This window comes from Rhizobium sp. UGM030330-04, assembly GCF_003208455.1.
Classification (GTDB): domain Bacteria; phylum Pseudomonadota; class Alphaproteobacteria; order Rhizobiales; family Rhizobiaceae; genus Agrobacterium; species Agrobacterium rhizogenes_A.
This window is the reverse complement of the sequence record NZ_QKML01000010.1, coordinates 1-18,473: the sequence shown is the minus strand read 5'-3', so window position 1 is coordinate 18,473 and position 18,473 is coordinate 1. Positions and strand designations below refer to the sequence as shown.

Here is an 18,473-nt window from a genome sequence, read left to right as displayed (position 1 = left end):
AAGCGATTAGCGCTTGGAGAACTGGAACGAACGGCGGGCCTTGGCCTTACCGTACTTCTTACGCTCGACGACGCGGCTGTCGCGGGTCAGGAAGCCACCCTTCTTCAGAACGGAGCGCAGGCCCGGTTCGAAGTAGGTGAGGGCCTTGGACAGACCGTGACGAACGGCACCGGCCTGACCGGACAGACCACCACCGGCAACGGTGGCGATGATGTCGAACTGACCCGTGCGGGCAGCGGCGACGATCGGCTGCTGAAGGATCATCTGCAGAACCGGACGTGCGAAATACGCGGTGAAATCGCGGCCGTTGATGATGATCTTGCCAGAACCGGCCTTGACCCATACGCGGGCTACGGCGTTCTTGCGCTTGCCGGTCGCGTAGGAGCGGCCGAGGGTGTCAACCTTGCGGACATGCACGGGAGCCGAAGCTTCCGAAGCCGGGGCGAGGTCTTTCAGAGAGGAAAGATCGGCCATTATCAGGCGCTCCTTACGTTCTTCTTGTTGAGCGCGGCAACGTCGAGAACGACCGGCTGCTGTGCTTCGTGCGGGTGGTTGGAACCAGCGTAAACGCGCAGGTTCTTCATCTGGCGACGGCCGAGCGGGCCGCGCGGGATCATGCGCTCGACGGCCTTTTCAACGACGCGCTCCGGGAAGCGGCCTTCGATGATCTGGCGAGCCGTACGCTCCTTGATGCCACCCGGGTGACCGGTGTGCCAGTAGTACTTCTTGTCGGAATACTTCTTGCCGGTGAGGGCAACCTTTTCCGCGTTGATGACGATGACGTTGTCGCCATCATCGACGTGGGGGGTGTAGGTGGCCTTGTGCTTGCCGCGCAGGCGGGTTGCAACGATGGTGGCGAGGCGACCAACAACGAGGCCTTCGGCATCGATGATGACCCACTTCTTCTCCACCTCAGCAGGCTTCTGAACGAAAGTAGACATGGATTTCACTTTCTAACGTGGACCCGTCATCCTCCTGTTTGAAAGAGCATACGGGCGTTTCTTGTTGCTTGGTTTGGTTGCCGTTAACGGCAACCGCAAATGACCCTATTCCGGCTGGAATCCGATCTGGCGCGCTTATACGGCGCGGCGGCAGATGCGTCAATATGACGTTTTTGGCGGGCTGTAAAAATAACTATGCAAAAACAAATACTTGTTGATGTGGTATTATTTTACCCCATCAAGCCTGTCCGTTTTACCCCAGTCGCATGACCAGAACGCCTGCCGCGATGATGCCGCCGGCAAGATAACGCCAGAGGCTGGCGCGTTCCTTCAGTATCACGACGGAAATCACCAGCGCAAAGAGAATGGAGGTTTCCCTGAGTGCCGCGACGACGGCGACGGGGGCCTTGGTCATGGCGTAGAGGGCCAGTCCGTAGGAGAGAATGGAGCCTCCGCCACCGACCAGGCCGCGCCACCAGTTGCGCCGCACATGGCCCATGACGGCGCTCGTCCCGCGCTGGTAGAAGGCGAAGCCGAAAAGCAGCACGGGCGGCAGCAGCGACATCCATAGCGTATAGGAGATGGCGTTGCCGGAAAGCCTGGCGCCGACGCCATCCACGAAAGTGTAGGAGGCGATGACGAAGGCGTTGAGGAGGGCGACGAGGATCGCTTTTCCGCCGCCGCGCCGCGCCTCGAAGGCAAGCGTGAGGATGCCGGCGGAAATGATTGATATCCCTGCCAGCGCAAGCGGGCTCAGAACCTCGCTCAGGAAAAGGCTGCTTGTCGCGGCGACGATCAAGGGCGCCACACCGCGCATGACGGGATAGACAAGGCCGATATCGCCGATCGTGTAGGCGGCGGCGACAAGGCGAAAATAGGCGAATTGCAGGATGGCGGAAGCGATCAGGAAGGGAATGGCGACCGGAGCGGGCAGCGGCAGAAAGGGCAGGAAGGGCAACGAGCAGGCGGCTGCCCCGGCGGCAATCAGCGAGGCGTCCAGTGACTTGTCTGATCCGGATTTGACCAGCGCATTCCATCCGGCATGCAGAATTGCGCCCAGGAGAACCAGAAGAAGAATGTCGATTGTCACAATAGAGACTCGCTCGCGGGCTACTTTGGGCAACCTATAGCATCGGCCAGCAAACCGGAATCCATTTTCGACAGGACGTGAAGCCTTGCGGTCGCCGGCTATCCTGCCCGACGTTCGGCCTTTCCGCGGAAGATGACATGCGTTAAATTTCGGCTTTGTGCATGTCGCGAAGCCTCGCGCTTCGATGGTCCTGCTGCTGTGCTCATGATTTCATCCATAAGATTGCCACGCAGGTGCCGGACGCACGGCTTCCGGTTTCGTATCGGCATATATTCTGAGGCAAAAACGCGGCGATTTTACCGGATATTCGCGCTGGATTTCCGTTTCCGGCGCGTTGGTCGGGTGTATCAATTCGGATGCCGGCTTCTTTCACCGTTATGAAAATTAATTTCATATCCATGTAAAGTGATAAACTGCAACGTTACAGATTTACAAATGGATTGATTTACAGAATAACTTTCTGAAAATTAGACATGACTAATTCACCGGTGAACGGAATGAAAACAAACAGGAGACGAAGGGCGCATGAAATGCACGTTAATGTTGCTTGAGCCGGCATTTCCCCGCATATGGGCCATTTTTGAAAACTGGATGAAAATACTCAATACAGCTGTGCCCGGGCTGGTTTCGTGAAATCATTTTGCGTGGACGAAATCGGCCGTGGCAGGCCGGCGAAGGTGTCGGCAGCATGTTTTAAAGACGGGGCAGGGGGTTCAAGAGAGCGATGCGCCTCCCTAAATGAGGGAGAGGACAAGGGGCGGCAATGCGCAAATGCGCCTGCACACGCATGCAGGAAATGCGAGGCTGGCACCGGTCTTTCACGGGCGGCGTCCGTCGGCGTTTCCCAAACTGCGTGACGTGCCAAAGGGACAAGTTGACATGCAGCATGATACTTACGAACCGGACTATCTCAGAAAAATCCTCACCGATGTCAGGACCATCGCCCTGCTTGGCGCCTCACCCAACCCGGACCGGCCGAGCCATGGCGTCATGCGGTTCCTGCTGTCGAAGGGCTATCGGGTGTTTCCCGTCAATCCCGGTCAGGCGGGCAAGGAGATATTGGGGCAGAAGGTCTATGCCCGGCTCGCGGATATTCCGGAACCGGTGGATATGGTCGATGTCTTCCGGGCGGCGGAATATCTGCCCGCGGTCGTCGAGGAGGCTATCCTGTTGCCGCAGCGACCGAAAGTGATCTGGGGTCAGCTATCCGTGCGGGACGACAACGCCGCCGCCAAGGCGGAGGCCTATGGCGTGAACGTGGTGATGGATCGTTGCCCCGCAATTGAGTATCCGCGTCTCAATATTATGCGATAGTTGGTACAGATCGGACTTATCATTTGGCGGCAAGGCATTATGATCCCTCCAAAATTTAATTGGAGGAAATACCATGCCGAGCAGCAATCCCGGTTTCTCAACGTTGGCCGTCCATGCCGGTGCGCAGCCTGATCCGACCACCGGCGCGCGCGCGACGCCCATCTACCAGACGACCGCTTACGCTTTCCGTGATGCCGATCACGCCGCGGCGCTGTTCGGGCTGAAGGAATTCGGCAATATCTATACCCGCATCATGAACCCCACCCAGGCGGTTCTGGAAGAGCGTGTCGCGGCGCTTGAAGGCGGCACGGCGGCGCTTGCCGTCGCATCCGGCCACGCCGCGCAACTGCTGGTCTTTCACACGCTGCTGCAGCATGGCGACAATTTCGTCGCTGCCCGCCAGCTTTATGGCGGCTCGATCAACCAGTTCGGCCACGCCTTCAAGGGCTTCGACTGGCAGGTGCGCTGGGCGGATGCGACCGATCCGGAAAGTTTCGAGGCGCAGATCGATGACCGCACGCGCGCCGTCTTCATCGAAAGCCTCGCCAATCCCGGCGGGACTTTCGTGGATATCGCCGCAATTGCCGACATTGCCCACCGGCACGGCCTGCCGCTCATCGTCGACAATACCATGGCGAGCCCGTACCTGTTGCGGCCGCTCGAACACGGTGCGGATATCGTGCTGCATTCGCTGACGAAATTTCTCGGTGGCCACGGCAATTCCATGGGCGGCATCATCGTTGACGGCGGCACCTTCGACTGGTCGGCGACCGACAGATATCCGGCGCTGTCGCAGCCGCGGCCGGAATATTCGGGCGTCGTGCTGCACCAGACCTTCGGCAATTTCGCTTTCGCCATCGCCTGCCGTGTGCTTGGTCTGCGTGATCTGGGGCCGGCCATCTCGCCCTTCAACGCCTTTCTCATTTTGACCGGCATAGAAACCCTGCCGCTGCGCGTTCAGCGTCATTCCGATAACGCGCTCGCCGTCGCCAAATGGCTGAAGGCGCATCCGAAAGTCGGTTGGGTGCATTATGCCGGGCTGGAGGACAGCGATAACCACGCCCTGCAGCAGCATTATTCGCCGAAAGGGGCAGGCTCCGTCTTCACCTTCGGCGTCAGGGGCGGCTATGCCGCCGGCAAGGCGCTGGTGGAAGGGTTGCAGCTTTTTTCACATCTCGCCAATATCGGCGATACGCGCTCGCTCGTCATCCATCCGGCCTCCACCACCCATGCGCAGCTGACGCCGGAACAGCAGGCGGCGGCCGGCGCCGGGGCGGATGTGGTGCGCCTCTCCGTCGGCATTGAGGACGTCAAGGACATCATCGCCGATCTTGAACAGTCCCTTGCGAAGATCTGAGAGGCTGGCCTCATCATGACGAATTTGCTGACATTCGAAGATGGGCCGGTTGAGGCGGAGCACGGTGCGCCTGCTCCGGAAAGACTGATTTCCGGCGATCCGAAATTCACCACATGGAATCTGGAGGAAGCGCCGGGCGGTATCTATGCCGGCATCTGGCAATCCACGCCCGGAAAATGGCGGGTGATCTATGACGAATGGGAATATTTCAGCATTCTCGAAGGCCATTCCATCCTGACGGAGGACGGCGGAGCGCCACGCGACCTGAGGCCGGGCGACAGGGTGGTCCTGCGCCCCGGCTTCACGGGGACATGGGAGGTCGTGGAGACAACGCGGAAGGATTATGTCATCCGGCTGTGACCGGGAACTACCAGCGCGTCATGACGCCCGGCGAGGGAATTTTCTCGTCGATGGATATCAGCGCCATGTTTTCGAGGATCGCCTGAGCCGCGAGAATCCGGTCGAACGGATCGCGGTGATCCCCGGTAGCATGGCGCTGCGAACCATATGCGCGCTGCTGATGGGAAGTTCCTGAAAGCCTTCCCGCCTTATGTTGCTCATGGTCGCTTAGCCACCAGAGCAAAGCATGAGTATCCAGAGGATATTTCATTCGCCTGAGAACTTTTTAAGTTCATCCTCCGGCGAGGGTTCAAAAAACCGCGCCGATGACCAGCGTTTCCTTGAAGCGCCCGGGAACGCGCTTTTTCTTCGATTTGGTTGCCAAGGCATTTGCCTCATCACCGTTGGACGAAAATGCCATAGCGCATCGGGCACAAAAAACGACTTCACCACGCCAGATCGAGCCGTTCCAGACCATGGAAATGATAGACGTCCTTGACCTTTGGCGGCTGGGCGATCCTGAGACCCGGCAGGCGTCTGAACAGCAGCGGCAGGGCAAGATTAAGCTCCAGCCTTGCCAGCGGTGCGCCGATGCAGAAATGGATACCGGCGCCGAAGGAAACATTGACGCCCTCGTTCCGGTCAGGCCGGAAGGCCAGTGGATCGGAAAACTTTGCCGGATCGAGATTGGCCGCGGCCAGAATGAGGCTGACCTTGTCACCGCGTTTGAACGTCACACCGTCGATCTCGACCGGTTCCAGAACCCAGCGCTGGAAAATATGGACCGGCGCGCAGATACGCAGCGTCTCTTCAACCGTGCGCTCTGTGGTCGTCTCGTCGCTGAACAGGGTGTCAGGCGAGATGCCGCTTTCCAGGATGATGCGAACGGAATTGCCGATCTGGTGCACGGTCGCCTCGTGCCCGGCGTTCAGCAGCACGATGGTGGTGGAGACCAGCTCGTCGTCGGTCAGATACTGGCCCTTGTGTTCCGTGTGGATCATGTGGCTCAAGAGATCGTCTTGCGGCTCCGCCCGCCGTTCCGCGATCACGCTGCGCACATAGTCTGAAAATTCCCTGGCTGCCCTGTCGGCAAGAAGCTCGTCCCCGGCAGTGCGTTTGAACATGTACATGCCGACATAGGCATGTGACCATTTCAGGAGCTGCGGCCCCATCTCTTCGGGAATGCCGATCATGCGGGCGATCATCGTCACCGGAATGATGTCGGCATAAGAAGACAGCAGTTCGGTTTCGCCATTGGCTTCGAAGGCGTCGATCAGGCGGTTGGCGAGTTCCTCGATTTCCGGTTTCATCTTGTCGACGTGCCGCGACACGAAGGCGCGGTTGATGAGCGTGCGCAGCCGCGTATGTTCCGGCGGCTCCAGTTCCAGCAGCGAGTGCTGCTCGGCGGCGTCGAAGTGCTTCACATGTTCCAGCGGCTCGGCCAGGCCGATTTCCTCCCGGCTTGCCACATGCAGGATTTGTCTGCCGAACCGGCGGTCGCGCAGAAGCGCGCTCACATGGTCGTATCCAGTGAAGAACCATTGCCGCTGCTCTTCCCAGTAAAAGGTGGGACATTGCGCGTGCAGGGCCGCATAGACCGGGTTCGGATCAGTGTAGAAGGCGGGATCGCGCGCATTCAGTGAAACGCGGCGTGTGGCGGGATCGATTTTGAGGAAGGGAAATGTCGCTGTCATGCCCAAGGTTTATTCCGCGTCTCTTGCTTTGGGAAGGGTGGTGGAAACCGCCTGCGTGTTTTTCCGTTTGTCGCCGCCTGTCGATCTTGTCACCGGCTGGCGATGGCGGATATCCGGTTCAGTGCCGCAACCTGCCGGTCGGCATTATTGTCCATCGGATTTTCGTCCCGGTCCACGGAAGGCACGACGACATTGGCCGAATTCACGTGGAGGACGGTCCTGTTGCGTCCGGCCTTTTTCGCGGCGTAAAGCGCGCGGTCGGCTTCCGTCATCATCACGCTCAGCTCGGCATCCCTGATCAGGGCTTCGGAGATGCCGACGCTGGTGGTGACTTCGATACCTTCGCCGCGTGAGCTGATTCTGGAAAGGCGCAGATTGCTGCGGATGGCCTCGGCCAGCGTAACGGTGCTGGACGGGCTTTCGACCTCGGCCACCAGCGCGAATTCTTCGCCGCCCATCCTGACGAAAAGGCCACGATCGCCAATGACGCGCCGCGCGATATCGCAGAAATGCACGAGCACCGCATCGCCGGACTGATGGCCATATTTGTCGTTGATCTTCTTGAAATGATCGATGTCGAACAGCACCAGCGCCACGTAGCGGCTGGAGGCGGACGACCGTTTTTTGATGCGCTCGAACTCTTCCAGAAGGCCGCGCCGGTTGAGGACACCGGTGAGGTGGTCCGTCATGGCAAGCCGGTGCAGCCGGGCTTCGGTATCTTCCATGATGATTTTCGCGCTGATCATGATGATGACGGTGAAGCCGAGCATGCCTGAGAAGGCGAGCGGCGACGTCAGCGCGACGGCGTTGGGGGATGTGATATCGCCGGGAATGACGACGGTTGCGACAACCGCGCCAAAAAAGGCCTGCAGAATGAAGGTCGCGGCAAGAACCTTGCGGCTGAGCGACGCCCGGCTCCGGTTTGCCAGAACGACGCCCGCCAGCATGAAATAAGCGACCGCGGCACAGGCATGGTAGAGCAGGATACGTGAAATCATGCTGTCCCGCACCGGCGGGACAAGCATTCCGCCCACCCACAGAAGCGCCGGAATGGCGATCCAGCCGCCGAGCTTGCGTTGTTCGAAGGAGAGAAGACCGGCCAGCCAGAAGCTGAAAGCTGCAAGCGCGAGCGTATTGCCGACTTCGATCGACAGGAAATAGGGGATGTCGCCGCGCAGGGCGACGAGGATGGCGCCGACGCCGGTGGAAAGGAAACCGGCGGCGAAATGGAAATTATGCTGGCGGGAAGGGCGGTGCAGCCACAGGGTTCCCAGAAGGACTGCGAGGGTGAACGTCTCCGACGCCCAGAGCAGCATGCCCGTTTTTGCATCCAGCATTGCAAGATCCTATCTGCGCTATCATGCCGTGAAAGCGGGGTTTGCGGCACGATGTGCGCAATGCCCGCGGGAATTGTTGAGATGCCATTTCGCCTGAATGAGGCGCCCGCTCCCTGACGGGAACCGGAAATTCGCCGCGCAGTATCAGCCGCAAATCCCTAACGAGTTCTTGCCGGTGAGAAGTTATATCTGTGCATGGTGGAGCGTTTTTGCATTTGCGGCTTGGCCGGACGAAAAATAACGCCGGTGACGGCAAGCGGCTCGAGATGCCCCCGCCGGTTTGAAGCCGCCGCCGGCAGGGGGCCGAAAGGCCTGTAAACGCTGTTGAGCCGTTAAGGATATGCGGCTTCGTGTCTTGAAGTACGGGGCAGGGACACTCTATGTAGGGAGTATGAAGGTTAGAAGTGATTCCGGAGCGGCTTTCCGCGAAGGGCAGAGTTGACAAAGGACGGACATGAAAAATCCAGTTGATACCGCCATGGCTCTGGTGCCGATGGTCGTAGAGCAGACCAATCGCGGCGAACGCTCCTATGACATATTTTCCCGTCTTCTCAAGGAACGCATCATTTTCCTCACCGGACCGGTGGAAGACCAGATGGCTTCGCTCGTCTGCGCGCAGCTGCTTTTCCTTGAGGCTGAAAACCCCAAGAAGGAAATCGCGCTTTACATCAATTCGCCAGGTGGCGTCGTGACCGCCGGCATGGCGATCTACGATACGATGCAGTTCATTCGTCCCGCTGTCTCGACGCTCTGCGTCGGTCAGGCCGCATCGATGGGCTCGCTGCTCCTGGCTGCCGGTGAAAAGGGAATGCGTTTCGCGACCCCGAACGCCCGCATCATGGTGCACCAGCCTTCCGGTGGCTTCCAGGGCCAGGCATCGGATATCGAGCGTCACGCCCGTGACATAATCAAGATGAAACGTCGCCTCAATGAAGTCTACGTGAAGCACACCGGCCGCACGCTGGAAGAGGTTGAAAAAACCCTTGATCGCGACCACTTCATGGATGCGGACGAGGCGAAGGACTGGGGTGTGATCGACAAGATCCTGACCTCGCGCCAGGAAATCGAGGGCGCCGCCGCGAATTGAGGCGCGCCGCTTTTTGACGTTTGTTTGATCCCGCAAAAGTAATTTCGGGGCTTTCAACCGGAACAGAAAGCGATATTAGTATATATTAAGGCTGTGTTGAATTTTTATGACGTGGCCTTTGGTTTGATGGGGAATTCGTTGCAGCCGGTTGTCAGCTCCTGTATCTGACACGGCTAGTACCCCGGGAAACGAGGCGGATACGGCAATGCACCCCAAGGCGGGCCGTATCTGCGGGCGGTAAGTTGACCGCGATCCGTTTGGCGGACCTGCGGCGTGCTGGAAGGAAAGAGATATGAGCAAAGTCAGCGGCAGCAACGGCGGCGACTCTAAGAATACACTCTATTGTTCATTCTGCGGCAAGAGCCAGCACGAAGTCCGGAAACTCATTGCCGGGCCGACAGTATTCATCTGCGATGAATGCGTCGAATTGTGCATGGACATCATCCGCGAGGAGAACAAGACGTCGATGGTGAAGTCGCGCGAGGGTGTTCCCACCCCGCAGGATATCATCAAGATCCTCGACGAATATGTCATCGGTCAGAAGCAGGCGAAGAAGATCCTGTCGGTGGCCGTTCACAACCATTACAAGCGCCTCGCGCACGCCTCCAAGAACGGCGATGTCGAGCTGGCGAAGTCGAACATCATGCTCGTCGGCCCGACGGGCTGCGGCAAGACCTATCTTGCCCAGACGCTCGCCCGCATCATCGACGTTCCCTTCACCATGGCGGACGCAACGACGCTGACCGAAGCCGGTTATGTCGGCGAGGACGTGGAAAACATCATCCTGAAGCTGTTGCAGGCTGCGGATTACAATGTCGAGCGCGCCCAGCGCGGCATCGTCTATATCGACGAAGTCGACAAGATTTCCCGCAAGTCGGACAATCCGTCCATCACGCGCGACGTGTCGGGCGAGGGCGTCCAGCAGGCGCTTCTGAAGATCATGGAAGGCACGGTCGCTTCCGTTCCGCCGCAGGGTGGCCGCAAGCATCCGCAGCAGGAATTCCTGCAGGTGGATACGACCAACATCCTGTTCATCTGCGGCGGCGCGTTTGCCGGCCTCGACAAGATCATCTCGGCCCGTGGTGAGAAGACCTCGATCGGCTTCGGTGCGACCGTCAAGGCGGAAGACGATCGCCGTGTGGGCGAGGTGCTGCGCGAGCTGGAGCCGGAAGATCTGGTGAAGTTCGGTCTCATCCCGGAATTCATCGGCCGTCTGCCCGTTCTCGCAACGCTGGAAGACCTTGATGAAGATGCGCTGATCCAGATCCTGTCCGAGCCGAAGAACGCGCTCGTCAAGCAGTATCAGCGCCTGTTCGAGATGGAAGATGTGGAACTGACCTTCCACGAGGACGCGCTGCGCGAGATTGCCCGCAAGGCGATCACCCGCAAGACCGGCGCGCGCGGCCTGCGTTCGATCATGGAAAAGATCCTGCTGGATACCATGTTCGAACTGCCGACCCTGGAAGGCGTTCGCGAAGTGGTGATCTCCAACGACGTCGTCAGCGGTGTCGCCCGTCCGCTCTACATCTACGCGGATCGTCAGGAAGAAAAGACCAACGTTTCGGCCTGATCGGTTCCAGAAGAACAAAGCCCCTCGCAGCAACGGCTGTGGGGGGCTTTTCTTTGCGTGGCGTCTGCCCGGCATTCGCGGCATTTCCGATGAAACGGCGGCGTCCGGCGCCTGAACAATACGTAAAAACAACGCGATGGAGCGCCTTTGCTTTTCATGGAGAAGCAGAAGGGCTCCAGTCAATATTCGGTATCTCGATGAACCCTGTAACCGCAATCCTTGTTCATGTGTCCGACCCCGCCGAGGGGTTGCTCTGGTACGGCAAGGCGTTTCCGGAGGCCGTCCCGTCCGCCAGCCTTCCGTCCGGCTTCGAATTTTTGCGGATCGGCGATATCCAGCTGGAAATCGTTCCCGCCGACGAAAAGGTTGCGAGCGGGGCGGCCGGGTCCGTCGTCTATTGGTGGACGGGTGATTTCGGGCGGTCCCTGGCGCATCTGCGTGAAGCGGGTGCTGTTCTTTATCGCGGTCCGATGAAAATCGATGATGAACTCTGGATGTGCCAGTTCCGCGACCCCTGGGGCAATTGCATCGGCATTCGCGGCCCCATGGTCGCGGAGATGCTGTAACGCTCTTTGATGTTCCAAGTATCTCGCAGCTACATTTCGACAATCAGGTGGAGGAAAGCTTCGTCTGCCATTTTGCGTTTGGAGCGGATTGCGCTTTGCTGATAAAGTCTTACAACTGATTTGCAGCGCGATGTGACGGAAATGTGAATTGCCGTCGGTGACCCGGTTCCTGATCCCTTGGGATAACCGGAAATGTCGGGAGTAGTAGCCAGCGCTGGGTTTTGTTGAATTTCACGGTCCTGCCGCTTCGCGGGACCGTCTGTTCCGGCGACTTGAAATCGGTGTTTCGAAACTCCACTTTCAGTCTCGAGAAATGAATATGCCGGATGCCCCAAGCTGTCCGGCAAGGTGTCCCGAAAGGGACCATGGAAAGGAAATGATATGACGAACATCACGTCTGCGGCATCTGGCGGTACCTATCCGGTACTTCCCCTGCGCGACATTGTCGTTTTCCCGCATATGATCGTTCCCCTGTTCGTCGGGCGGGAAAAATCCATTCGCGCTCTCGAAGAGGTCATGGGTTCGGACAAGCAGATCATGCTTGTCACCCAGATCAATGCCAGCGATGACGATCCGGCCCCGGAGGCCATCCACAAGGTCGGCACGGTCGCCAATGTCCTGCAGCTCCTGAAGCTGCCCGACGGCACGGTCAAGGTGCTGGTGGAAGGCAAGGGCCGCGCCCAGATTGATTCCTACACCGACCGCGAGGACTTCTACGAAGCCTCCGCGACGCCGCTGCAGGAACCCGCCGAAGACCCGGTTGAAATCGAAGCGCTGTCGCGTTCCGTCGTGTCTGAATTCGAGAGCTATGTGAAGCTCAACAAGAAGATTTCGCCCGAGGTTGTCGGCGCTGCCGGCCAGATCGACGATTATTCGAAGCTTGCCGACACGGTCGCTTCGCACCTGTCGATCAAGATCACCGAAAAGCAGGAAATGCTGGAAACCGTCAGCGTGAAGCAGCGGCTTGAAAAGGCGCTCGGCTTCATGGAAGGCGAGATTTCCGTGCTGCAGGTCGAAAAGCGCATCCGCTCGCGCGTCAAGCGCCAGATGGAGAAAACCCAGCGCGAATATTACCTGAACGAGCAGATGAAGGCGATCCAGAAGGAACTCGGCGACGGCGAGGACGGCCGTGACGAGATGGCCGAACTGGAAGAGCGCATCGCCAAGACCAAGCTTTCCAAGGAGGCCAAGGAAAAGGCCGAAGCGGAAATGAAGAAGCTTCGCCAGATGAGCCCGATGTCCGCGGAAGCGACCGTCGTGCGCAACTATCTGGACTGGCTGCTCGGTCTGCCCTGGGGCAAGAAGTCGAAGATCAAGACCGACCTCAACAGCGCCGAGACGATCCTCGATCAGGATCATTTCGGTCTGGACAAGGTGAAGGAACGTATCGTCGAATATCTGGCCGTACAGGCGCGCGCCTCGAAGATCCGCGGACCCATCCTGTGCCTCGTCGGCCCACCCGGCGTCGGTAAGACCTCGCTCGCCAAGTCGATCGCCAAGGCGACCGGCCGCGAATATGTCCGCATGGCGCTTGGCGGCGTGCGCGACGAGGCGGAAATCCGCGGTCATCGCCGTACCTATATCGGCTCCATGCCCGGCAAGATCGTCCAGTCGATGAAGAAGGCCAAGAAGGCGAACCCGCTCTTCCTGCTTGACGAAATCGACAAGATGGGCATGGATTTCCGTGGCGACCCGTCATCCGCACTGCTGGAGGTGCTCGATCCGGAACAGAACTCCACCTTCATGGATCACTACCTTGAGGTGGAATACGACCTGTCCGACGTGATGTTCGTGACCACGGCCAACACGCTGAACATTCCCGGCCCGCTGATGGACCGTATGGAAGTGATCCGCATCGCCGGTTACACGGAAGACGAGAAGCGCGAAATCGCCAAGCGTCACCTGTTGCCGAAGGCGATCAAGGAACATGCCCTGCGTCCGGAAGAGTTCTCGGTTACCGATGACGCTCTGATGATCGTCATCCAGCAGTACACCCGCGAGGCGGGCGTGCGCAGCTTCGAGCGCGAGCTGATGAAGCTGGCCCGCAAGGCTGTCACCGAGATCATCAAGGGCAAGGTCAAGTCCGTCGAGGTTACCGCTGCCAACGTTCCGGATTATCTGGGCGTTCCGCGGTTCCGCCATGGCGAGGCCGAGCGTGAGGATCAGGTCGGTGTTGTCACGGGTCTTGCCTGGACGGAAGTCGGCGGTGAGCTGCTCACCATCGAAGGCGTGATGATGCCGGGCAAGGGCCGCATGACGGTTACCGGCAACCTCAAGGAAGTGATGAAGGAATCCATTTCGGCGGCGGCATCCTATGTCCGTTCGCGCGCCGTGGACTTCGGCATCGAGCCGCCGCGCTTCGACAAGAGCGACATCCACGTTCACGTTCCGGAAGGTGCGACCCCGAAGGACGGACCCTCCGCCGGTGTTGCCATGGCGACCGCCATCGTCTCCATCATGACCGGCATTCCGGTCTCGAAGGATGTGGCGATGACGGGCGAGATCACGCTTCGCGGTCGCGTGCTGCCGATCGGCGGCCTGAAGGAAAAGCTGCTTGCGGCACTGCGCGGCGGCATCAAGAAGGTGCTGATCCCGGAAGAGAACGCCAAGGATCTGGCGGAGATTCCGGACAACGTGAAGAACGAGATGGAGATCATCCCGGTTTCGCGCATGGGCGAAGTCATTAAGCACGCGCTCATCCGCCAGCCGGAGCCCATCGAGTGGGACGGCAGCATCGAGACGCCTGTTATCGCCACCGTCGAAGGTGTCGACGACGGCGGCCAGACAATCGCGCATTGATACATGCCGGCGGCGCGGAAGCCGGAATCGGTTTCCGCAAAGCGGGTGCATGGAATCAATATGTTAGGTGTCTGAAGAGACATGCGGCGCTGCGGCCCGCGCAAGTGATGCCAAATTGGCACGATTATGGGGAAGGCCGGCAGAAATGTCGGCCTTTTTTGTGAAAAAAACCGTAGACCCCTTGTTTTTCAGGCGATTCCAGCGCTTTTGAGTTGCTGCGCGCGGATGCGAACGTATTCTGCGCCGGCTTAATTTGAGTCGTTTCAAACCATTGAAAGGGGTGGAAACATGAACAAGAACGAGCTCGTCTCTGCTGTTGCCGAAAAGGCTGGTCTCACGAAGGCAGATGCTGCTTCCGCGGTTGATGCAGTATTCGAAACCGTACAGAGCGAACTGAAGAACGGTGGCGACATCCGCCTGGCCGGCTTCGGCAGCTTCTCCGTAAGCCGCCGTGAAGCCTCCAAGGGCCGTAACCCTTCCACGGGTGCTGAAGTCGATATCCCGGCTCGCAACGTGCCGAAGTTCTCCGCAGGCAAGGGCCTGAAGGACGCCGTCAACTCGTAAGGTTTCCGGAAGGCCATGACGCCCGGCGGCGGGCGGATGGCTTTTCAGGTTCACGAGGAAGCATGTTTTGACGCGCTGACCCATCAGCAGGCACAAAGACGGGCAGGCCTTCCGAGAATCTCTCGGATGGCCAGACTTCTTAGCTGGTATGGTGTGGATTGAAAGTATCGATGCGCGCCTGTGTAGCTTCCATCCGGACACACGGCGTTTCGATACGCGGAATGTGCGCATAAACACGAAAGCCCGGCCTTCACGGCCGGGCTTTTTGATTCAGCCGCAAGGAAATGTCATGCCACTGTCATGTCTTTGACGCAGAAGCCATGGGGTATTTTTGGACCCAAGGGGGATTATAATGGCGTTCCGATTTTCTCATATGGCTTTGACTGCTGCGCTGCTTACATCCGCAGCTTTTCCGGCCGCTGCCGAGCCGGTTTTCAACCGCATCGCATCTTTCCCGGTGGCGCAGAACCTGCCTGCCGACAAGGATGCAAAGTCCGTCACGTCGGCTGAAATCATCACCGCCAGCGAAGATGGCAAGACCCTGATCTATTCGGACAGCCCGCTTGGTGGCATCGGCTTCATCGACATCACCGATGCGAAGGCCCCGAAGGCAGGCGGCGCGTTGCTGCTCGAAGGCGAGCCGACCTCGGTTGCCGTCGCCGGCGTCAAGGTTCTGGCCGGCGTCAACACGTCGGAAAACCGCGCCAAGCCGTCCGGCAAGCTGGTGACGGTCGATATCGCCACCAAGAAGATCGAGGCAAGCTGTGATCTGGGCGGCCAGCCCGATTCGGTTGCCGTCTCTCCGGACAAGACCTTTGCCGCCATCGCAATCGAAAACGAGCGCGACGAAGAGGTGAATGAAGGTGCGCTGCCGCAGATGCCGGCTGGCTATCTGGTAACGGTCGGCCTGAAGGACGGCGTTGCCGACTGCGCGACGCTGAAGAAGATCGAACTCACCGGTCTCGCTGAAATCGCCCCGGAAGATCCGGAGCCGGAATTCGTTTCGATCAACGCCAATGGCGAGATCGCGCTCACGCTGCAGGAAAACAACCATATCGTCATTCTCGACGGCAAGACCGGCACGGTGAAGACGCATTTCTCCGCCGGCACGGTTGATCTCGAAGGCATCGACACGAAGTCCGACGGCCAGCTGAAGTTCACCGACAAGCAGGAAGGCCGCAAGCGCGAGCCGGACGCGGTGAAGTGGCTGGACAACGACCGCATCGTCATCGCCAACGAAGGCGACTGGCAGGGCGGTTCGCGCGGCTTTACCATCTTCGACAAGACGGGCAAGCTTCTCTATGAATCCGGCGCCTCGCTCGAGCATGCGGTTGCGGCCATCGGCCACTATCCGGAAAAGCGCTCCAAGGCCAAGGGCATCGAGCCGGAAGGTCTGGAAGCGGCAACATTCGGCGACCAGAAGTACTTCTTCGTGCTTTCCGAGCGTGCCTCCGTCGTCGCTGTCTACAAGGACACCGGCAAGGAGCCGGAACTGACCCAGCTCCTGCCTTCGGGCGTTTCGCCGGAAGGCGCAGTCGCCATCCCGTCGCGCAATCTGCTCGCCACGGCCAACGAGGTCGATCTGGTCGAGGACGGCGGCGTCCGCTCGCACGTCATGCTCTATGAGCGCGCTGAGGGCGAAGCAGCCTATCCGCAGCTGGTTTCCGCCACCGTTGACGGCGCACCGATCGGCTGGGGCGCTCTTTCGGGCCTGGTCGGCGATGCCGAGAAGCCTGGCATTCTTTATGCCGTTTCCGACTCGGTCTATGGCAACCAGCCGTCGATCTACACCATCGACGCGACGAAGAAGCCCGCCACCATCACCAGCGTGCTGCGCATCAAGCGTGACGGTATCGCTGCCCAGAAGCTCGATATCGAAGGTATCACGCTGGATGGCAAGGGCGGCTTCTGGCTGGCCTCGGAAGGCGACAGCGCCAAGCTCGTTCCGCACGCGCTCTACAACGTCAACGCCAAGGGTGAAATCAAGGCCGAGATCGCGCTGCCGAAGGAACTTCTCGCCGGTGAGACCCGCTTCGGTTTCGAAGGCGTGACCATGATCGGCAAGGGCGACGATGCGACGCTGTGGATGGCCGTTCAGCGTGAATGGGGCACGGACGAGAAGGGCTTCGTCAAGCTCGTCTCCTACAAGCCGAAGTCCAAGGAATGGGGCGCGGTGCGTTACCCGCTCGACAAGACCGAGGCAGGCTGGGTCGGTCTCTCCGAAATCACCGCGCAGGGCGAATATGTCTATATCGTCGAGCGTGACAACCAGATCGGTGACAAGGCCAAGATCAAGAAGCTCTACCGCGTTGCAATCGCGGACCTGAAGCCGGGCAAGATTGGCGGCGAGCTGCCGCTGGTGGCCAAGCAGGAAGCCCATGATTTCCTGCCGGACCTCAAGGCCCAGACCAACGGCTACGTCGTCGACAAGCTGGAAGGCTTCACCTTCGACAAGGCTGGAACGGCCTATGCCGTGACCGACAATGACGGTGTGGACGATTCGTCCGGTGAGACGCTGTTCTTCACGGTCAATCTGAAGGCGATCAACTGATCGCGCCGAACGGCACTGCAAAATGGGAAAAGCCGGGCATAGCCCGGCTTTTTTATTGCGGAAGCGATACGGCGACAGGTCAGCGCTTTGCGCGAAGCAACACAGTTCACGGCCGTTAAGCGGCCGTGCGGCGTCGGTATCTGATAGGAGCGGGTTTATGCGGGAAAATACGCTGACGACCGTGGCGGGTCACCGTCCCATGGAATTCTTGTTTTTGGGAGTGTCCTGCTTTTCCGAATCCTGCTGAACCCAGCGGAAAAAAATATAAACAGGCAGCGCTATAAGCGCGAGCGTCACAAACGCGTCGATCGTCATGGTTTCATCCATCAGTTCCACCGTTCATCATGAAACGGTGCAAAAACAATGCCCGAAATCCCTTTAAAAAGTCTGAATCCGCTTATTTTCCGGTATGTTACGGAGTGGAACAGGGGGGGAGGTGGAGCTGTCGGAATCTGGAGCAGAAGTGCCGATTTGGAATAGATTCGGACCATAAGAACGATTCCGGCGCTGCGAAGCCGAAATCCTGTCCCGAGAGCCACGTCTCGGGGGCGGGGGGATCATGGCGCACGAAGCCGGAAACTCGAGCGACGCGGCACGTCACCTGAAATATCTACCGGCCAACATTCGTAGTCTGGAAAGGGAAATAAATGGTGGGCGATGAGAGACTCGAACTCCCGACATCCTCGGTGTAAACGAGGCGCTCTACCAACTGAGCTAATCGCCCTTCGCGTGCCTCGGATCATGTCCGCCGCGTCGGTGGCCGTGATGTATTCGGATCGGAAAAAAACCGCAAGAGCTTTTGTGAAGTTTTTTTGTTTTTTTTGCCGAGAGATTTTTCCGTCGCCGCGGCCAGGCGGTAAAAAGCCGGGAACTGCGGGCTTTTTGCCTGAAACACGACCCTAAGACGCCTTGATGGCCTTGTGAAAATCCCGTTACGGAAGCCTGCGGCTGTGGACAAGTTTTTTGTTTTCGTTGGGAAAAGCCCGGAAAATAGCGGCTCTGCGCCATTCGCCTTCAGCGGCCTTCCGGTTTTTCCCGATCAAAATGAAGAAGCTTATTCTTTTGTCGTGAAACCTGCTTGACACCCCCGCACGAACGCCGTAGTTAGCCGCTCATCGAACAGCCGAGGCTGGTTCGAGCGGCGGGACAAGGTTCTGTCGTCAGGAGATGCGGGTGTAGCTCAGTCGGTTAGAGTGCCGGCCTGTCACGCCGGAGGTCGCGGGTTCGAGCCCCGTCACTCGCGCCATCCTGTTCCTCGGAAAAC

At 59.0% G+C, this 18,473-nt stretch carries 17 protein-coding genes and 2 tRNA genes; 11 read left to right on the top strand and 8 right to left on the bottom strand.

What is annotated here, in order from left to right; genetic code table 11:
• Window positions 1–6 precede the first annotated feature (6 nt).
• From rpsI to N434_RS15910, 3 genes are all read right to left on the bottom strand, one after another.
• Window positions 7–474, bottom strand: coding sequence for a 30S ribosomal protein S9 (gene rpsI / locus N434_RS15920; protein ID WP_051795849.1), 468 nt, complete (start codon window positions 472–474; stop codon window positions 7–9).
• Between the two features lie 2 nt (window positions 475–476).
• The gene (gene rplM / locus N434_RS15915; RefSeq protein WP_004441288.1) at window positions 477–941 is read right to left on the bottom strand and encodes a 50S ribosomal protein L13; all 465 of its coding nucleotides are present in this window, start codon (window positions 939–941) and stop codon (window positions 477–479) included.
• A 253-nt stretch (window positions 942–1,194) separates the two neighbouring features.
• On the bottom strand, window positions 1,195–2,031 hold the full coding sequence (locus tag N434_RS15910) for an EamA family transporter (protein ID WP_065115426.1): 837 nt from the start codon (window positions 2,029–2,031) through the stop codon (window positions 1,195–1,197).
• Window positions 2,032–2,910: 879 nt separating this feature from the next.
• Here N434_RS15910 and N434_RS15905 point away from each other — a divergent pair.
• The 3 genes from N434_RS15905 (at window position 2,911) to N434_RS15895 (ending at window position 5,062) form a co-directional block, all read left to right on the top strand.
• Window positions 2,911–3,345 carry a CoA-binding protein gene (locus N434_RS15905; RefSeq protein WP_065115427.1) on the top strand — a complete coding sequence of 145 codons (435 nt, stop codon included), beginning with the start codon at window positions 2,911–2,913 and terminating at the stop codon, window positions 3,343–3,345.
• 73 nt (window positions 3,346–3,418) lie between these two features.
• The gene (locus N434_RS15900) at window positions 3,419–4,702 is read left to right on the top strand and encodes an O-acetylhomoserine aminocarboxypropyltransferase (RefSeq protein WP_110759208.1); all 1,284 of its coding nucleotides are present in this window, start codon (window positions 3,419–3,421) and stop codon (window positions 4,700–4,702) included.
• A 15-nt stretch (window positions 4,703–4,717) separates the two neighbouring features.
• On the top strand, window positions 4,718–5,062 hold the full coding sequence (locus tag N434_RS15895; RefSeq protein ID WP_065115429.1) for a cupin domain-containing protein: 345 nt from the start codon (window positions 4,718–4,720) through the stop codon (window positions 5,060–5,062).
• Window positions 5,063–5,069: 7 nt separating this feature from the next.
• On the opposite strand, the gene N434_RS15890 is transcribed toward N434_RS15895, so the two are convergent.
• From N434_RS15890 to N434_RS15880, 3 genes are all read right to left on the bottom strand, one after another.
• Window positions 5,070–5,312, bottom strand: a complete 243-nt coding sequence (locus N434_RS15890) for a type II toxin-antitoxin system VapC family toxin (RefSeq protein WP_110759207.1) — start codon at window positions 5,310–5,312, stop codon at window positions 5,070–5,072.
• 175 nt (window positions 5,313–5,487) lie between these two features.
• Window positions 5,488–6,735, bottom strand: coding sequence for a cytochrome P450 (locus tag N434_RS15885; RefSeq protein ID WP_110759205.1), 1,248 nt, complete (start codon window positions 6,733–6,735; stop codon window positions 5,488–5,490).
• 89 nt (window positions 6,736–6,824) lie between these two features.
• On the bottom strand, window positions 6,825–8,072 hold the full coding sequence (locus tag N434_RS15880; protein WP_110759204.1) for a GGDEF domain-containing protein: 1,248 nt from the start codon (window positions 8,070–8,072) through the stop codon (window positions 6,825–6,827).
• Window positions 8,073–8,526: 454 nt separating this feature from the next.
• Between N434_RS15880 and clpP the strand changes: the two genes are divergently transcribed.
• From clpP to N434_RS15845, 6 genes are all read left to right on the top strand, one after another.
• Window positions 8,527–9,159 carry an ATP-dependent Clp endopeptidase proteolytic subunit ClpP gene (clpP, locus tag N434_RS15875; RefSeq protein WP_003521529.1) on the top strand — a complete coding sequence of 211 codons (633 nt, stop codon included), beginning with the start codon at window positions 8,527–8,529 and terminating at the stop codon, window positions 9,157–9,159.
• A 292-nt stretch (window positions 9,160–9,451) separates the two neighbouring features.
• Window positions 9,452–10,729: an ATP-dependent Clp protease ATP-binding subunit ClpX gene (clpX, locus tag N434_RS15870; protein WP_003521528.1), complete on the top strand. Its 1,278-nt coding sequence runs from the start codon at window positions 9,452–9,454 to the stop codon at window positions 10,727–10,729.
• Between the two features lie 197 nt (window positions 10,730–10,926).
• Complete coding sequence (locus N434_RS15865) at window positions 10,927–11,295, top strand: VOC family protein (RefSeq protein ID WP_110759202.1); 369 nt, start codon at window positions 10,927–10,929, stop codon at window positions 11,293–11,295.
• Between the two features lie 381 nt (window positions 11,296–11,676).
• Complete coding sequence (gene lon, locus N434_RS15855) at window positions 11,677–14,094, top strand: endopeptidase La (protein ID WP_110759200.1); 2,418 nt, start codon at window positions 11,677–11,679, stop codon at window positions 14,092–14,094.
• A 288-nt stretch (window positions 14,095–14,382) separates the two neighbouring features.
• Window positions 14,383–14,658, top strand: a complete 276-nt coding sequence (hupB, locus tag N434_RS15850) for a DNA-binding protein HupB (protein WP_003502360.1) — start codon at window positions 14,383–14,385, stop codon at window positions 14,656–14,658.
• Window positions 14,659–15,010: 352 nt separating this feature from the next.
• The gene (locus N434_RS15845) at window positions 15,011–17,209 is read left to right on the top strand and encodes an esterase-like activity of phytase family protein (protein WP_110759199.1); all 2,199 of its coding nucleotides are present in this window, start codon (window positions 15,011–15,013) and stop codon (window positions 17,207–17,209) included.
• A 189-nt stretch (window positions 17,210–17,398) separates the two neighbouring features.
• On the opposite strand, the gene N434_RS25980 is transcribed toward N434_RS15845, so the two are convergent.
• Complete coding sequence (locus N434_RS25980; protein WP_162854462.1) at window positions 17,399–17,536, bottom strand: hypothetical protein; 138 nt, start codon at window positions 17,534–17,536, stop codon at window positions 17,399–17,401.
• Window positions 17,537–17,857: 321 nt separating this feature from the next.
• Window positions 17,858–17,933, bottom strand: a tRNA-Val gene (locus tag N434_RS15840).
• A gap of 226 nt (window positions 17,934–18,159) precedes the next feature.
• On the opposite strand from N434_RS15840, the gene N434_RS26105 reads away from it, so the two are divergent.
• Window positions 18,160–18,291, top strand: a complete 132-nt coding sequence (locus N434_RS26105; protein ID WP_262516867.1) for a hypothetical protein — start codon at window positions 18,160–18,162, stop codon at window positions 18,289–18,291.
• 87 nt (window positions 18,292–18,378) lie between these two features.
• Window positions 18,379–18,455: transfer RNA gene (locus tag N434_RS15835), tRNA-Asp, on the top strand.
• Window positions 18,456–18,473 lie beyond the last annotated feature (18 nt).

Excerpts from the sequence above, each read along its gene's own strand:
- hupB (WP_003502360.1), top strand. The coding sequence starts at position 14,383 with ATGAACAAGAACGAGCTCGTCTCTGCTGTTGCCGAAAAGGCTGGTCTC.
- N434_RS15880 (WP_110759204.1), bottom strand. The coding sequence starts at position 8,072 with ATGCTGGATGCAAAAACGGGCATGCTGCTCTGGGCGTCGGAGACGTTC.
- N434_RS15865 (WP_110759202.1), top strand. The coding sequence starts at position 10,927 with ATGAACCCTGTAACCGCAATCCTTGTTCATGTGTCCGACCCCGCCGAG.
- N434_RS25980 (WP_162854462.1), bottom strand. The coding sequence starts at position 17,536 with ATGGATGAAACCATGACGATCGACGCGTTTGTGACGCTCGCGCTTATA.
- rpsI (WP_051795849.1), bottom strand. The coding sequence starts at position 474 with ATGGCCGATCTTTCCTCTCTGAAAGACCTCGCCCCGGCTTCGGAAGCT.
- clpX (WP_003521528.1), top strand. The coding sequence starts at position 9,452 with ATGAGCAAAGTCAGCGGCAGCAACGGCGGCGACTCTAAGAATACACTC.
- N434_RS15845 (WP_110759199.1), top strand. The coding sequence starts at position 15,011 with ATGGCGTTCCGATTTTCTCATATGGCTTTGACTGCTGCGCTGCTTACA.
- clpP (WP_003521529.1), top strand. The coding sequence starts at position 8,527 with ATGAAAAATCCAGTTGATACCGCCATGGCTCTGGTGCCGATGGTCGTA.
- N434_RS15895 (WP_065115429.1), top strand. The coding sequence starts at position 4,718 with ATGACGAATTTGCTGACATTCGAAGATGGGCCGGTTGAGGCGGAGCAC.
- lon (WP_110759200.1), top strand. The coding sequence starts at position 11,677 with ATGACGAACATCACGTCTGCGGCATCTGGCGGTACCTATCCGGTACTT.
- N434_RS15890 (WP_110759207.1), bottom strand. The coding sequence starts at position 5,312 with ATGAAATATCCTCTGGATACTCATGCTTTGCTCTGGTGGCTAAGCGAC.
- N434_RS15900 (WP_110759208.1), top strand. The coding sequence starts at position 3,419 with ATGCCGAGCAGCAATCCCGGTTTCTCAACGTTGGCCGTCCATGCCGGT.
- rplM (WP_004441288.1), bottom strand. The coding sequence starts at position 941 with ATGTCTACTTTCGTTCAGAAGCCTGCTGAGGTGGAGAAGAAGTGGGTC.
- N434_RS15905 (WP_065115427.1), top strand. The coding sequence starts at position 2,911 with ATGCAGCATGATACTTACGAACCGGACTATCTCAGAAAAATCCTCACC.
- N434_RS15885 (WP_110759205.1), bottom strand. The coding sequence starts at position 6,735 with ATGACAGCGACATTTCCCTTCCTCAAAATCGATCCCGCCACACGCCGC.